At 48.6% G+C, this 15,282-nt stretch carries 7 protein-coding genes; 2 read left to right on the forward strand and 5 right to left on the reverse strand.

Annotation, left to right across the window (positions count from 1 at the left end; genetic code table 11):
- Position 1: 1 nt before the first annotated feature.
- Genes IS446_RS14465 through IS446_RS14480 form a run of 4 tightly spaced genes read right to left on the reverse strand, consistent with a single transcriptional unit; the run spans position 2 to position 11,258 of the window.
- Entirely contained in the window at positions 2 to 1,354 is a 1,353-nt protein-coding gene (locus tag IS446_RS14465) for a vanadium-dependent haloperoxidase (protein ID WP_394370973.1), read from the reverse strand.
- Positions 1,354 to 4,617 carry a VCBS repeat-containing protein gene (locus IS446_RS14470; RefSeq protein ID WP_235996515.1) on the reverse strand — a complete coding sequence of 1,088 codons (3,264 nt, stop codon included), beginning with the start codon at positions 4,615 to 4,617 and terminating at the stop codon, positions 1,354 to 1,356. The genes IS446_RS14465 and IS446_RS14470 overlap by 1 nt, the downstream gene beginning before the upstream one ends.
- On the reverse strand, positions 4,604 to 7,966 hold the full coding sequence (locus IS446_RS14475) for a VCBS repeat-containing protein (RefSeq protein ID WP_203061471.1): 3,363 nt from the start codon (positions 7,964 to 7,966) through the stop codon (positions 4,604 to 4,606). Before IS446_RS14475 ends, IS446_RS14470 begins: the two co-directional genes overlap by 14 nt.
- Positions 7,950 to 11,258, reverse strand: coding sequence for a VCBS repeat-containing protein (locus tag IS446_RS14480; RefSeq protein ID WP_203061472.1), 3,309 nt, complete (start codon positions 11,256 to 11,258; stop codon positions 7,950 to 7,952). Before IS446_RS14480 ends, IS446_RS14475 begins: the two co-directional genes overlap by 17 nt.
- 274 nt (positions 11,259 to 11,532) lie before the next feature.
- On the opposite strand from IS446_RS14480, the gene IS446_RS14485 reads away from it, so the two are divergent.
- Together IS446_RS14485 and IS446_RS14490 are read left to right on the forward strand one after the other, a co-directional pair.
- Entirely contained in the window at positions 11,533 to 12,798 is a 1,266-nt protein-coding gene (locus IS446_RS14485) for a sensor histidine kinase (protein WP_203061473.1), read from the forward strand.
- Positions 12,798 to 13,508 (forward strand): response regulator transcription factor, encoded by a 711-nt coding sequence (locus IS446_RS14490; protein WP_203061474.1) that lies wholly within the window; start codon positions 12,798 to 12,800, stop codon positions 13,506 to 13,508. Before IS446_RS14485 ends, IS446_RS14490 begins: the two co-directional genes overlap by 1 nt.
- A gap of 244 nt (positions 13,509 to 13,752) precedes the next feature.
- Here the strand turns inward: IS446_RS14490 and IS446_RS14495 are convergent, their stop codons facing one another.
- Positions 13,753 to 15,276, reverse strand: a complete 1,524-nt coding sequence (locus tag IS446_RS14495; RefSeq protein WP_203061475.1) for a RagB/SusD family nutrient uptake outer membrane protein — start codon at positions 15,274 to 15,276, stop codon at positions 13,753 to 13,755.
- Positions 15,277 to 15,282: the final 6 nt, after the last annotated feature.

A 15,282-nucleotide genomic window follows, 5' to 3' on the forward strand; every position in this document is an offset into this window, starting at 1 on the left:
GTTATTCCTTTTGTTGAGCCAGAAGTTCCGGGTGTTTCATTTCTAATTCTTCAACTACAAAATCACCAAGGGCACGCCCCTGAACGATCCCGTTATCGATGGCCGCGCGATAGTGAATTCCGCCGTAGAGTCGGCTAACTGCTGCTTCATCGGCCGCAGCGTTAAAGGAGGTAAAGCTTCGAACCGGAAGTCCGTACGGAAGCTCTGTGTCGTCGTCAAAGGCAAAGTCGTCTCCGAAAATAGAGGTAAGGGCTTTGGCTGCAGCTCCTGAGACCACCGAGTGTCCGCTGGTATACTCAGGGAAGGGCGGGGTTTGAAGTATGGGTTTCCAATTCTCGTCTATATGCTGGTTGATGAGGGTTTCCGGACGAATGAGGTTGCTTCGGTATTTCTCATCCCAGCAGCTTATAAATCCGTCAAAGATCGCGACAGAGGTTTTGGTGTAAGCGTGGAGGGTATGGGTAAAATCGAGGTTCGATTTTCGGGAAGCGATCTTACAGATCCCGATCCAATGCGCTCCGGGAGTGATCTTTTTGGTAGCGAACATCAGGTGGCCACGCGTTACAGATACATAAGGGTTACAATCCCAGAATTGGGCAATGGCGACCTCTTCTGAGGCATCGTCTGTGATCTTGTTGCTTACCTCGTAAACCTCCATGAGTTCTTTGTGAAACTGCGAGCCTTCTTCAAGGGAAAAGGCCGGTGGAGGTACAGGTTTGAACTGACTGGCTGAGTCGATCACGAGGGGCCTGATCTTCATCCAGTGTGGTTCGATCCCGTCCATATATGCCGGTGGTGTGGGTTGCCATCTTGAGGGCTCATCACTGTTTACGGTAAATTTCGGCATGGTACGGGTCTCCTTGTAGTTGTCTTTGTCGATCCATTCCATGGCCTTGGCGATCACCTGGTCTGCATACTTTTTTGAAGCGGTGAATTGAGCCTCGTTCATAGCCGTCCATTGGGTGTAAAGGCTATCCTGGTAGGCTTGCATGCGGTCTTCTGAAAAGATGAGCTTTTTACTGATCTCCATATGCGCCATAAGTGCTGCAAGTTGGGCGTTGGCCTCCGGGTCATCCATCACAGGGAAGTCGGGCAAGTGATCGATCTGCTTGTAGAGGCTCGGATACTCGCCGGTGTTCTTAGCGATGATCTCGTATGCGGTGATATTAGGATATACATAGATCCTGCTGGCTACCGGGGGAGAAAAGATATCGTGTATCATGATCTCGGTAACCTTCTCTACCGAGGCGTGGAGATCTTCTGCAGTAATGTTTATAGGCTGCTTGGGTTTAGAACAGGCAATAAGCAGCAGGGATGCAAAGGCGAAAATACTTTTAAATCTCATGGTCGTCATTATGGTTTTTTGATGTGATATACTTCTGCCGGGCCATCGTTAACGGTTACCAGCAAGTAGGCTTGATTGTTTAGTTGAATAATATGAAGATGTCTTACAGATCTTCCGTTCATATCGAGTCCGAGCTGGTGGGTTAGTGTTTCTTCACCCGCATCGGTGATGAGTCCGCCGGGAAATCCGTCAAACCGGCCGTGATAGGGTTTTACGCCAAAATAATTACCTCCCGCCAGCAGGTCATCTTGTCCGTCCCCATCAAAGTCGTATACCGCAAATGCCGTTAATGGCGCCATCTGCAGGTCCCTGGAAAACGGCACAAATTTAAAGTGTCCGCCTTCATTTAGCAAGTACCCTGATCGAAGCTCATTAACCTCCAGGCGACCGGCTTTTTTAAGGGCTTCCTTTCCAAAGACCTCTTTGGTCGATTTTCCGGCAAATGCGCTGTAGGTGGTGAACGCCTTGCGCATAAAGTTGTTCATCTGGGATGCCAGCTCGTCGAAATTCTCCAGCGGATAGTAGGTGCCGTTTTTGGCCATGCTTACGATCGTCTCTGTGGTGCCGTTATTGTCCAGGTCGCCGTAGTACATGTGTAAGGGGTATTTTTCACTAGCCCTGAACTTTGTGTTCGTTCCCCAATTGGCGAGCATGAGGTCTATATCTCCATCGCGGTCGATATCAAAAGGGACTACCTTTTGCCACAGGCCTTGAAGAGATGCGTCTGTAAGTGATTCTTCCCTAAGCGTTCCCTGGTAATTAATGAAAAACTTCGGCTGCATCCATTCTCCAACGATCACAAGGTCGGTCCATCCGTCCCCGTTAAGATCGGTGAACTGGGCGTCGGTGACCATTCCGGCCTTTTCGAACAGCTCTTTAAACGCTGGTGTGAGGGTATCCTTATCCCTCAACCATAGTTGTGAATCGGGCAGGCGGCCGTATTCGTAGGTAATGGCGTGGTTCCCGGTAAAAATATCCAGATCTCCATCCTTGTCGATGTCCGCAACCCTGACCACAGAAGTATTGGCATACCATTCGTCAAGGAGTTGGACCTTTGATCCGTTCTCAGTTTGATATAAAATACGATCCTGCAGGGGGGCACTTTTTCCGAAGAAATTCCCGCCGCCTGTTCCTACAAAGAGGTCGTTTTTACCATCTGCGTCCAGGTCTGTGATTAGTGCCGCTACTTCTTCAGTTACAGAATCTTTCAGGGCCTCAAGAGGGTAGGAGGTAAAGGAACTGTCTGTCTGAACAAAAACTGCTGCCGGGGTGAATTTGGAGGATCCCAGGTAAATATCTTCCCGGCCATCCCCGTTAAGATCACCTATGGCCGTAGCAGGCCCCCTGTCTGAGATCCTGTAGGGTATAAGTTTCTGGCTGTTAAAATCAAGGTAGTTGTCTTCTTTATGGGTGTAGGTAATTCCCAATGCTGTGGTGTCCTTTTCAAAAATTACCCTTCCTGAGCCTTTGGGCATACGGTACGGGGTGCGCTCGCTGGCTGCCTTAATGGTCAGCAGGCCTTTTGCGGGTACCTGATCTATGCGTTGGGTGGTTTGGTCCGGCCAGATCACCCTGATCGAATCGATGTTTTTATGCGTCCCGGTACCCAGGTGGATTCGGGGTTGGGAAGAGGCCTGAAAACCGCGATACGGATTGAGCTCGCGATAGTGTAAGGTGCCGCCGGTATAGGCGAGAACCCTGGAGCCTATGCCAAATGGATTCTTATTATCGAATTCCAGTTTGATGCCTAGTGCGTGGTTTTCATTGTTTCCTGCCATCCGGTTTTCCAGGATCACGGCTGGCTCGTTCAGGTTGTTGAGTACAAGGTCAGGATCGCCGTCATTGTCGAGGTCACCCATGGCAATGGCTGTGGTGATACGTTCCTTACCGGGGGTCCAGTTTCCTGTTCTGTTGGTAAATTCAAGCGATGGGCTTCCTTCGAATACGTAATTGGGGGTGATGCCTGACGGCATCATGTCCAGGGCCTTTTGATCTACCAGCGAGGTGTTGCTGATCTTTTGCTGTATTTGTTCGTTCGATACGTACCTGATGTAGTCCAGGTCGTTCGGGCGTTTCGGGATACCGTTAGCAATATAAACGTCGAGTTCCCCATCGAGGTTGTAATCGGCAAAAAGTGCGCTCCAGCTCCAGTCTGTGGCCGCTATCCCTGACATAAGTGCCTGTTCAGAGAAGAATTTGCCACCCTGGTTCACCTGTAACATATTCCGTGTGAATTGGTAGTGATATCCCAGGTTTCGGGTACGCATTTTCAGCATTTGAACATTGTCATCGCCTTCTGAGGCTTTCAACGGGACTTCCTCTTCTGGGAGCATATCGAGCGAAAGGAGGTCGGGATAACCATCGTGATTGAGGTCGGCTACATCATTTCCCATGGAAAAGCGGGAGATGTGGCCGAAGTATTCCTTAATGGATTCTTTAAAAGTACCGTCTCCCTGGTTGAGGTAGTAGTAGTCGTCTTCGTGAAAATCGTTCCCCACGTAGATGTCGGGATATCCGTCACGGTTAAAGTCGGCAACGGCGAGTCCCAATCCGTATCCGTTGATACCTCCATAGATCCCGGCGGCCTCGCTTACATCGGTAAAGCGTTCGCCATCGTTTCTAAACAGGCGATCGCCCGATTCGTAGTTGCGATCTTCCCGGAGGCTGGCTCTTCCGAACGATTCCTGCGTGTGCACGGCGTGATTGAGCAGATACATATCAAGGTCTCCGTCGAGGTCGTAATCAAAAAATGCAGCATTGGCACTGTAGGTGTCGAGGTCCAGTCCGTATTGGGCCGATCGTTCGGTAAAGGTTCCGTCACCGTTGTTGATGAAAAGCTCATTATGTCCGCGGAGTCCTTTGAGTCCTACAACGGCACAAACGTAAATATCCAGGAGTCCGTCCCCGTTGACGTCGGCCATAACTGCGCCGGTATTCCATTGACTTTGGCCTGCAACTCCTGCCTTTTCGGTAATGTCCTCAAACCGGAGGTTACCCTTGTTGAGGTAAAGTTTATTAGGCGTTTGGTTCCCGGAGAAGTAGATATCGGCCAATCCGTCATTATTGATGTCACCCACAGCAACCCCGCCACCGTTATAAAAATACAGGTAGTCCAGAATATTGAGGTCTTCTGTAGGAGTAAGGGTATTTTCAAAGGTGATACCCGTAACGCCTGCGTCTGCTTCCTTAAAGACCTCAGGTGTAGCGTTACAGCTCCCAAGTAGGAGGGAGGCCATCGCAAAGCCATAAAGTATGGGTCTACATAGATTCATTCAGACGGTAGATTTTAGGTTCGTTATCGTTGATCGCGGCTACAAGGTATGGGTTACCCTTCTTATCGCGAAATATCCTGAGGTGCTTTACTTCATCCTTGATAAAGAAACCGCTTTTGTTGTGATCGACCCAATTAAAGTTCATAGCGCCGTCTCCCAGCAATACGTTACCGTAGCTGGCATCCAGACGAGAGAACTGAGGTTTAAATTCAAAGTTATTTCCGGCCATGATCAGGTCGGTATGGCCGTCGTTGTTCACATCTTCGCAGCTGATGCCGCAAACGCATGAAAGCTGAACTCTTGACGGCAGCGCACTAACTTCAAAGGTGCCGTCACCACGGTTGGTGGCGATAAGACTCTCCGGCGTATTGATGACCTTGACGATAGAGTTCTTGATAAGGGCTTCCGGGAAAAGCTCGGTGATCGATCTTTTGGCGTAATCTGATGCTTTGAGGTTCTCTTTTTTCAGGGATACCAGCTGGGCGGTGAGTTCCTTTTTCATATGTATGGGGTAGTCTTTACCATCTACCCTTTGGGTGAGGATCTGCTCAATGGTTCCGTTATTGTCAAAATCGTTCACGTAAAGCACCATGGGCGATGACTGAGAAGGTCTGTAGATGATGTTAGAGCCCCGGTTACCGAGAATGAGGTCCTGATCGCCATCTTTGTCGAGGTCGGCCACCTGAACGGTATTCCACCATCCTGTGAGCGTTTCGAGTGATGTGTCTGATTTTACCAGGCGTCGGCCATTGTTCCTCAGGACGATGGTGCTACCCCAGTCGGATACCGTGATGAGGTCTTTTTTGCCATCACCATCGATGTCGGCCCATTGGGCATCGGTGATCATACCGCAATCTTTTAGGTCATAGGCCAGGCGTTCGGTGACGTCTTTAAAAGTTCGGTCACCCAGGTTTTCAAGGAGGAGGTGATCGGGGTCTACCCCATAGGTGCCTACGACACTTCGACTTCCGATAAAGATATCGGTGTCTCCGTCATTATCGTAATCATGAGGGGCGATCACAGCAATATTCTTATATCGCGAAGGCAATGAAATATCGGAACGCTTAAATCTGCCTTTTCCGTCATTTTCATATACCCGGGTGGTGTAGCTCTTGTGATCTCCGGCCTGGTTTCCTCCGGAACCTACCAGGAGGTCCTGATCGCCGTCGCCGTCGATATCGGCAAATGCTGCTGCCGTATCTTCAAGTCCTGCATCGTCCTGAAGTGCGAGCTGGGGAGAAGCCTTTACTTCTCCGTTTTTCGTATGCAGGTAGATCATTCCTGCCTGCCCCATAGCTCCACCAATAAAGAGGTCTTCATTGCCGTCTCCGTTAATGTCTCCTATGGCGAGGGACGGACCTTCCTGTGAAAGCTTGGAACTGATCAGGCCTTCGTAATCGAAGTCATTGTATACATTTTCGCGGTGCCTGGCCAGTTGCAGGTCATCCACTTCTTTGAGCAGGGTAGGGGCTTCTTTTTTTACAGGTAGCGTATATGTGTCGCCGGCCTCAGCATAATTGAGGGTAAGCGTTTGGTTCGGGGCGATATTTTCCAGTCGTTGCGTTTTATCGTCCGGCCAGATCACTCTAAGTGAATCGATAATTTCTGCCTTACCAAGGCCAATGGTCATGCCGTACTCCATAGAAGACTGAAATCCTCGGGAAGGATTGAGTTCCTGCATATAGTGTTGTCCGTCGAAGTACATTCTAACGGTAGTTCCAATGGCATAGCTATTTCCTTCCGGTCCACTGAAGTTTAATTTCAGGTAGTGGTTGCCATTAAATTTCTCGGCATTGTTTCGGTAGATGAAAGCGTCCATATTCACGTTGTTCACGACCAGGTCAAGGTCACCGTCGTTGTCGAGGTCCCCATAGGCACAACCATTAGACATGCTGGGTGTACCCATGCCCCAATCGGCAGCGGCATTCTTAAAGGTAATGTCCTTCTGGTTGTGGAAGGCGTAGTTAGGCAGCGGTACCCTTGGCATTTTATTAATAATGGTATCTATCGCTTCCTTCTTGCCGGTAAGCGCCATTTTCTGGATGATATCATTTGCGAAGAAATCCACAAAATCCAGGTCGGTAAGATCGTGGTTGATTCCGTTGGTTACATAGATATCGCGAAATCCGTCGTTATCCATATCAAAGATCAGTCCTGCCCAGCTCCAGTCTGTACGCGCTACCCCGCTAAAGTGGGCCACTTCAGAGAAGCTTCCGTTTCCGTTATTGAGCTGGAGGGTGTTCTGAATGTACTGCTGGTAGAAGTCCTTGCTTTGCTTGAGTTTGAAAACATTGTACCCTTCAAAGGTCATGACCGATTTCACTCTTTCTTCAGGCTCAGGTAGCATGTCGGTGATAAAGATGTCTGAATTCCCGTCGTTATTGATATCTGCCATATCCACGCCCATGGCCGAAAGGCACAGGTGGGAGGTCCAGTTCTTGATGTCTTCGGTAAAGGTCCCGTCCTGGTTGTTGATGTACAGGTAGTCTCTTTCGTAAAAGTCGTTAGAAACATAGATGTCAGGATAGAGGTCCTGGTTAAAGTCGCTTACCATGACCCCGAGTCCGAAACCGATAAGACTTCCGTAGATCCCTGCGTCTTCGCTTACATCGGTAAATTTCCCGTTGTCGTTACGCAATAGCATATCGCCAACCCCGCGGAAGATATAGGGCACACCCTCCCAGTCCTGGGCTCTTACGTCTCTTTGGTGGGCGTATCCGAGGCTGCTCACCGGGATATTGCTGTTATTCAGGATATAAGCATCGAGGTCACCGTCTTTGTCGTAATCAAAAAATGTGGCATGGGTACTGAATCCTGTTTTTGCCAGGTTGTATTTTTCGGCACTTTCGGTAAAGGTAAGGTCACCATTATTAATATACAGGTCGTTGTCGTGGTTGTTACCTTCCAGGTTTCCGGCGTTACTCACATAAATATCGAGTAAGCCATCACCATTGATATCAACCATATTCACCCCGGTAGACCAGGGCTTATTGCCTTCGATCCCTGCAGAGGCCGATATGTCTTCAAAGGTCATATTGCCTTTGTTAAGGTAGAGCTTGTTGGCCCCCATATTGGCGGTCATGTAGATGTCTGCCAGTCCGTCGTTATTAATATCGCCTATGGCTACCCCTCCCCCATTATAAAAGTTGCGGTATTTAAAGATGTTGAAGTTTTTCTGGTTCTCCACCTTGTTGAAGAAATCAATGCCCGATTCTTCAGGGGTCAACAGGGTGAACAGGGTTTCCCGGTTGGTAGCTGATTCATTTGATGTTGAAGCCTCCTGCTTACAGGAAACGGTAAGAAGTCCGGCCGCGATGGCCATCATGTAAAGTTTATTCATTCGATTCATTGGTCTTCAAATTTGTTGGTTGGAGGAATATCGGGGTGTCATTATTCCTGGTGATCATAAAACGGGTGGTGTCTTTTACGGTTACAGGGACTATTGCTGTCATGGCTCCACTGAGTCCGGCATTACCGGCTTCTACAAAATTGCCTTTGGTGTCGTTGAGGAGTATCGTGCCGCGATTGCTGTCCGGACGCCCTAATTGTGTGGACACTTCATAGCGATTACCTACCAGGATCAGATCGGGGAAGCCATCGATATTGAGGTCGGTGATTGCGATATCATTGATCACAGAAGTCTGGGTTTGAAAGGGGAGTTCTGTCTTCACAAAGGATCCGTCTCCGGTATTTTCAAAGTAACAGCTTCCGAGTTCGTAAACCTCTTTGATCGCTGCGTCATTTAGTTGTTCGGCTCCGAAGAGGTCGTTCATTCCCGCCCTGGCAAAATCGGCGTAGGAGAGGTATTTCTTGTTCAGGTAAGGCATTTGCTTACTCAATTCGTCTTTAGAGGCAAATGGTGTTTCGATACCCTGGTAGTAAAAGGTGATAACCGACTCTATACTTCCGTTGTTATCCATGTCTTTCCGATAGAGGCGCAGGGGCTGGTCAGGGGTGGCAGTAAGGCGGGTGTTCTTGCCCCAGTTACCGGCCACGATATCCATGTCGCCATCCATATCAAAATCGGCCACCTTTACAGCATTCCACCATCCGTTGGTGCGATCGAGGGTATTGTTCTTTTGAAGTTTTAATTGTGTGCCGGTGTGCATAAATACCGTTAACGGCATCCAGTGCCCGGCAATGATAAGGTCGGGGCGGTTATCGTTATTCAGGTCGGTCCATTCAAAGTCCCTGATATTTCCAAGGAGGCGAAGTTCAGGCGCAAAGATATCGGTGATATCTTTAAAATTCCCGGTGCCGTCGTTCTGTAGCAGGTATTGCTTCGGAGTTTTGCCAAAAGCACGTGGTTCGAGGTCTGCGCCTATGAGAAGGTCCTGGTCGCCATCACCGTCTATATCGACCGCCTTAACCCGCGAAGCATTAAGGATGATCTCCGGGAAGGCTTTTTTTCGATGGGTGAAATCCGTACCGCTATTCATATAGAGCTTCGGCTGAAGGGGAGCTCCAGTGGTGAATTCATTACCCCCGGCAATAAGCAGGAGGTCATTAAGTCCGTCTCCATTGGCGTCGAATAGCAGTTGGTCGGTTTGTTCCGGCATGGGGTCTTCCTCCAGTTCAGGAAGGTGCATTTTTTCAAAATGTCCTTCCGGGGTTTGCAGGTATACTGAAGCCGGCTGGGATTTACCGCCTCCCAATATGAGGTCCTGGAGGCTGTCGTTGTTGATATGGCCAACACTCACCCTTGGGCCGAGGTTGGTTGAGGCATAGGGGATAAGCGGATCGATGTTGAATTCGAGGCTGGGCTGGTCCTTATGGCGGTATTCGAGTTTTATGTCTTGATCGGTTTGAACCAGTGCAGGAGCGGGTTGGGTCATGAACGCGGGCCCCTGAAGCGCATCATGATGATGCAACGTGATGGCGGTATTCGCCTCGATATGGGTTCTTAGTTCTGTGGTGTTGTCCGGCCACCATACGCGTACGGAATCGACGACCATCGCCTTGCCCAGGCCGAAATGCAGTTTTGCAGGCTGTGCAGACAAGTAGCCGCCGGAAGTATAGTTTTCACCCAATTGCATATTGCCTGCAGTATAAGCAACCACCCTGGCGCCTATGCCCTTGATGTTATTTGCCGGCCCCTTCAGGTTTATGGTTATGCCATTTCCGGTGTTGAGGTCGTTCCTGATAATAAAAGCCGGTTCGTTGCTATTGTTCACCACGAGGTCCAGGTCGTGATCATTATCGAGATCGGCAAGAACAGCTCCGTTACTGAAGGAAGGTGGGTGTTGGTTCCATTTTGGGTCCTTGTAAAAGGTTTTATCTCCCCGGTTCCTGAAGAGGTAATTCGCCGTTCTTTTTACAGGGAGCTTATCGATAAAGGCAAGTTCGTCACTTCCCATCCCGCTTCCCAGTTGTTTTTGGATCTCTTCATTGGCAATAAAACTCACAAAGTCCATATCGTTGGTGGCTCCGGGAATGCCGTTGGTAATGAACAGGTCTTTGAATCCGTCGTTATCCAGGTCTTCGAGCAGCGGACTCCATGACCATTCACTGGCGGCTATCCCACTGAGGTATGCCGTTTCTTTGAACTTTTCGTTTCCTGCGTTCAGGTGGAGGGTGTTTTGCATGTACTGATGTCTATACCCGTTCCTGAGGTAGTTTTGATAGATCTGGTAGGGGTATTCCAGGCCTGATGTCTTGTAGGTATTCAGGTCTTCGGGAAGCATGTCTACCGATACGATATCGGGTTGCAGGTCGTTGTCGATATCGGCAATATCGTTCCCCATGGAGAAATGAGACGTGTGTCCTAAAGCTTCTCCTGTTGTGTTGAGGTCTTTAAAGGTGCCGTCACCCTGGTTGATGTACAGGTAGTCGTTCTCAAAAAAGTCGTTGCCTATATAAATATCAGGAGCCCCATCGGCGTTGACGTCGCCTATACTTATTCCCAGACCATAGCCGATCTTCCCGGTATGTATGCCGGCAGCTTCACTTTCGTTGATGTATTTACCATTATGATTGCGGTAGAAGCGGTCTCCGGAGAGCGAATCGGTCTGGTCTCTCAGGCTTCCCCGGCCGTAGCTTTGGTTGGGGTGTACCGAATGATTCAGTAGGAACATATCGAGATCACCATCGGCATCCTGATCGAAGAAGGCAGCCTGGGTGCTGTATCCGCTAAAATCCAGCCCGTAGGTCGCTGCAGCTTCCCGAAACTGTGGTACTCCATTTTCGTCCGGGCCCAGGTTAAGGAAAAGGAGGTTGTGGGTGCCTTCGGGAGAAAGCGGTGCTACCTTGCAAATGTATAGATCGGTATAGCCGTTGTTGTCTATATCGGCGGTGGTGACTCCGGTGGTCCAGGGAGTGCTGTTGTCGATCCCCGTGAGGGAGGTGACCTCCCTGAATTGCATATTACCCTTATTCAGGTAAACCCTGTCCGGCTGCTGATTGGCGGTGAAATAAAGGTCTGTGAGTCCGTCGTTATTCAGGTCGGCTGCAGCTACTCCGGCGCCGTTATAGAAATAGAGGTAGTTTAGAATGTTGAGTTCTTCGGAGTTGGTGACGGTATTTTCAAAATGGATCCCACTTTGTGCTGCAGTAAGATAGGTGAAGGCGTCCGGCCTTTGCTTGCAGCCAATGGCGGCAAGGGCGAACAATACGCTAATATGCAGGCTCAGTAGTTTTCTCATGGTTGGTTGGAGACCCTTATTAAACCCTGTGGTGTGCTTATAAAGATCCGGGTGGTGTAAACTTAAAATATAGCATAAAAAAAAGCTAACTTTTGTTAGCTTTAATTTAATGTGTTTATGCTTGTGTAACTATTTGAACTCCGTGATAAATTTAAGCATGTTTCGGGGTGAAGTGGATTAACGAAGAGTAAAAAGGATTAATGAAAAGTTAATATGCTTTATGAATCCTTAATTTAGCCATTAAGAGCCACAAATTTTACAGATATTGTAGCCTATGCGACTACGGAATATTCTTATTGTCATCTTTATTGTTTCTGTTCTCGGATTGCTGTATGTGCAGTACCAATATCTGAGGGTAGGGCTTAATCTGGCTGCTGTGCAGTTTGATGAGAAGATGGCTGAAGTGGTTATCGATACTGAAGAGGGATTACATCATGAAAACAAATTGAGTTTCCTGCTGGGTAAGGCCATTACCAGGGACGACAGCTATTTTAGTCTTAGTCTTGATAGTGTACAGGATGCTTCCAGTCACTTTCTCGACGATTACCTTAAAGAGGTCATGGTGCGTCACGGGGTTAACAGCGCTTATGGCTATGTGTTGCGCAATAGTGATACGACCACTTATTTACGGCCCCCCGGGTATAGTGGGGGGTATGAGAAGGGTCTTTCATATCCGGTGCGTTTGCAGGGTTATCTGCCGGAGCTCACAGGGGAAAACCTGATCCTCGAATTGCAGTTCGAGAATCTCAACGCCTATTTTATTTCGCAATTACGCGGACTCATTCTGCCGGGGATACTTTTTCTTCTTGTTATTGTCGGTGTTACGGTGTGGGTCATGAGGGGATTCCTCAAGCAGCGATCCCTGCTTTCTGTGACCAACGAGTTTATCAATAACCTCACCCATGAACTTAAGACGCCTGTATTTTCTATAGGCCTGGCCACCCGTTTGCTTACCGAAAAGAAAGACGTTGATAAACAGGAGGTGGCCGAGATCATCAAGGTGCAGCTCGAAAAGCTCAAGGGGCATATTGAGCGCGTATTGGAATTGGCCAGTCTTGAAGAGAAAGGAGAAGTGTTGGGGAAGTCGGTTTTTGATCTTGGCGAATTGATCATGGAAGTTGCCGGGGAATTCGAGGGGGTTGCCAGTCTTGAAGGCCTGGCGTTTACTGTTCACAATGAAGCCTTGGGGGTGGAGGTCAATGGAATGAGGGGGCACCTCAAAAATGCCGTAGATACCCTTTTGGATAATGCGAGAAAGTATTCTAAAGATCCACGTAAGGTAACGCTTGGATGTACGGTTAAAGGCGGGAAGGCCTTTATATCGGTAGCCGATAATGGGGTTGGTATTGCTGAGGAAGAGCAGAAAAAGATCTTTAATAAATATTATCGGGTGAGTTCCGGCGATCTACATAACGTTAAAGGTTTTGGTCTGGGGCTTCACTATGTAAAACATATTGCCGGACTGCACAGGGGCAGGGTATCACTGCACAGTGCTCCCGGAAAGGGGTCGGAGTTTACCCTGCAAATACCAGTAAGATAATGGAACAATTCGCTTCAATACTTTTGGTCGAAGACGACCAGGCACTGGGATATCTTTTAAAGGAATATCTGGGAATGAAAGGGTTTACGGTAACCTGGGCGAAGCACGGAACAGAGGCTCTTGATATCCTCGGCGACAAAGGTTTTGATCTGGCCATTCTTGATGTGATGATGCCCGAAATGGACGGATTCACGCTTGCCGGCCATATCAAGGAACGGTATGCCGAACTCCCCTTTATCTTTTTAACGGCGAGATCATTAAAGATCGATGTCCTTAAAGGGTTTTCACTCGGGGCTATCGATTATCTTAAAAAACCTGTAGATGAAGAAGAGCTGGTTGTGCGCATACAAAACCTGCTGCAGTTGGTGCAACGTCATAAAAGAGCGGATGTACCTGCAGAGGTGGTTCACTATCGCATAGGGAAGTATCAATACGAGCCTGAAAATCTGAGATTGTTATGGGAAGGTGAAGAAATGAGGTTAACGACCCGCGAAAATGAGGTGTTACATTTTTTGGCAGCACGCATGAATAAGGTGTGCAGGCACAAGGAGATCTTAACGGCCATTTGGGGTAAGAACGACTACTTTAACCGTAAAAGCCTGAACGTTTTTGTTACCCGCCTCCGAAAGTACCTGGAGCGTGATCCGGACGTGAAGTTAGAGAACCTGCATAATGAAGGGTTTGTGTTGAAGGTGGTTAGTAGGGAGTAGTTAGTAGGGAATGGAGAGTGGAGAATCGAGAATAGGTCTTCCTTCGCTGAAGCTACGGAGGATGAAATCGGGAATGGGGAGTCGTGAATCGACTGAGAAAGTGCAGTAGTCAGGTAAGCCTATGGGTGTTTAGCATTTTAACGATTCAGCGATTTTGCAACTCTTCATAACCTCATAACCGTATCACCGTATAACAAAAAAGAGGGCATTAAGCCCTCTTTTAAGTTTTGTAATGTTACGCTTACTAGTAACCCGGGTTTTGAACCAGGTTAGGGTTAGAAGTAAGTGCAGCTACCGGTATCGGATAAAGTACTTTTGTTTCGTCTCCGGAGATCTCTTTATAAGACCATGGAGCGGTGAACTGTCCGAAACGGATCAGGTCATTTCTTCTCCAGAATTCAGCATAGAACTCACGCCCTCTTTCATCAAGAAGTTCCTGAGCTCCAACGCTGGATAGAGCAGAGGCACCTCGGAGCGCTCTCAGGGCATTCACGTCGGAAGTGATGTCATTTCCAAGATACCATTGTGCTTCTGCTCTCATAAGGTAAGCATCTGCAAATCTGAAAATAACTTTGTGGCCGGCGAAGGCACCGTTCTCAGGATGGTATTTGATCACACGGATCCCGTCGCGCTCGTCATTACCTAAAAGGCCCGGAAGCTCTTTGGTAAAGATCAGCGGATTTCCGGGACGGTCGGTCATGGCGTTTCCGTCCTGATCGTATTGTTGTCCGATAAGGAAACCATATCCAATTCCGAGGTTAGAACCGTCTGTTGGTACAAATCCACGACGATCTTCCTGTCCGCTTCCCGGAACGTTGGTGTTAGGGTCTCCTTCGAAGAGGTCATAGAATTCCGCAAGCGTTGAGAATCCGTTCCATCCTCCTCCTTCGTTATCAGGAGAGTTTTGCTTGTAGTGAAGTCCGTTCCACATCAGGTTACCTACACTGGAGGTAGTATACCAGATGGTTTCAGTATCTACAGCGTCGGTGAACAGTTCAAAGTAATCTCCTTCGTGGAGGGAGAATCCTGCGCCTTCGATCTCGTCTACAAGAGCAACAACACGGTTCATGTCGGCTCCGTCAGGTGTTCCTGTTCCGGTGTAGATATGCTTGTTGAGCAATACCTTTGCCAGCAAGAATTTCGCGGCTTCAGCTGTAGCGAGGTTAGATCCTCCAGCCTGTGCAGCCGGAAGTCCCGGAATGGCTTCTTCGAGGTCGCGAATAATGAAATCGGTAGCCTCAGTACGGTTGTAAATAACCGGTAACTCGTTATTATCGGAATTCACATCCCTGAAAGGAACTTGTCCGTACAGGTCGTTCACCCAGAACATACTGTAAGCTCTAAGGAACTTAGCTTCTGCCACCTGTTGAGGTGTAGGGCTACTCTTTTCGTCTATGATCGCCGAAGCGTTAAACACGTTACGGTTCATATTGTTCCATACCGCACGTACGAACTGGTGGTTCGCATCCCAGGTGTGCGAGTGCAGGGTACGCCATACTCCGTTATCACCCCAGTCGGTACCTCTGGTAGGTACCAGGAATTCGTCGGTACTTACTTCGGCCATGGCATAAAGGTCGGCCTGGTTCTCTAGTTGTCCGCGCACATCATTGTACACGTTGTCCAAAGCTCCGGTAGCATCTACTCCGGTAAACTCACCCGATTGTGAACCGAACTTAGAGTCGGTTTCTTCGATCTCAAGATCCGTACAACCGGTGATCCCGATAGCAAGTAGCCCCAGCAATATTGGTTTTAAATTCATTTTTCTCATTCTTAA

Origin of the sequence: Robertkochia sediminum, assembly GCF_016786255.1 — a bacterium.
GTDB classification, from domain to species: Bacteria; Bacteroidota; Bacteroidia; order Flavobacteriales; family Flavobacteriaceae; genus Robertkochia; species Robertkochia sediminum.

What these genes read in the sequence shown, in the direction of transcription:
- IS446_RS14465 (WP_394370973.1), bottom strand. Translation starts at nt 1,354, where the DNA reads ATGACGACCATGAGATTTAAAAGTATTTTCGCCTTTGCATCCCTGCTG.
- IS446_RS14470 (WP_235996515.1), bottom strand. Translation starts at nt 4,617, where the DNA reads ATGAATCTATGTAGACCCATACTTTATGGCTTTGCGATGGCCTCCCTC.
- IS446_RS14475 (WP_203061471.1), bottom strand. Translation starts at nt 7,966, where the DNA reads ATGAATCGAATGAATAAACTTTACATGATGGCCATCGCGGCCGGACTT.
- IS446_RS14480 (WP_203061472.1), bottom strand. Translation starts at nt 11,258, where the DNA reads ATGAGAAAACTACTGAGCCTGCATATTAGCGTATTGTTCGCCCTTGCC.
- IS446_RS14485 (WP_203061473.1), top strand. Translation starts at nt 11,533, where the DNA reads ATGCGACTACGGAATATTCTTATTGTCATCTTTATTGTTTCTGTTCTC.
- IS446_RS14490 (WP_203061474.1), top strand. Translation starts at nt 12,798, where the DNA reads ATGGAACAATTCGCTTCAATACTTTTGGTCGAAGACGACCAGGCACTG.
- IS446_RS14495 (WP_203061475.1), bottom strand. Translation starts at nt 15,276, where the DNA reads ATGAGAAAAATGAATTTAAAACCAATATTGCTGGGGCTACTTGCTATC.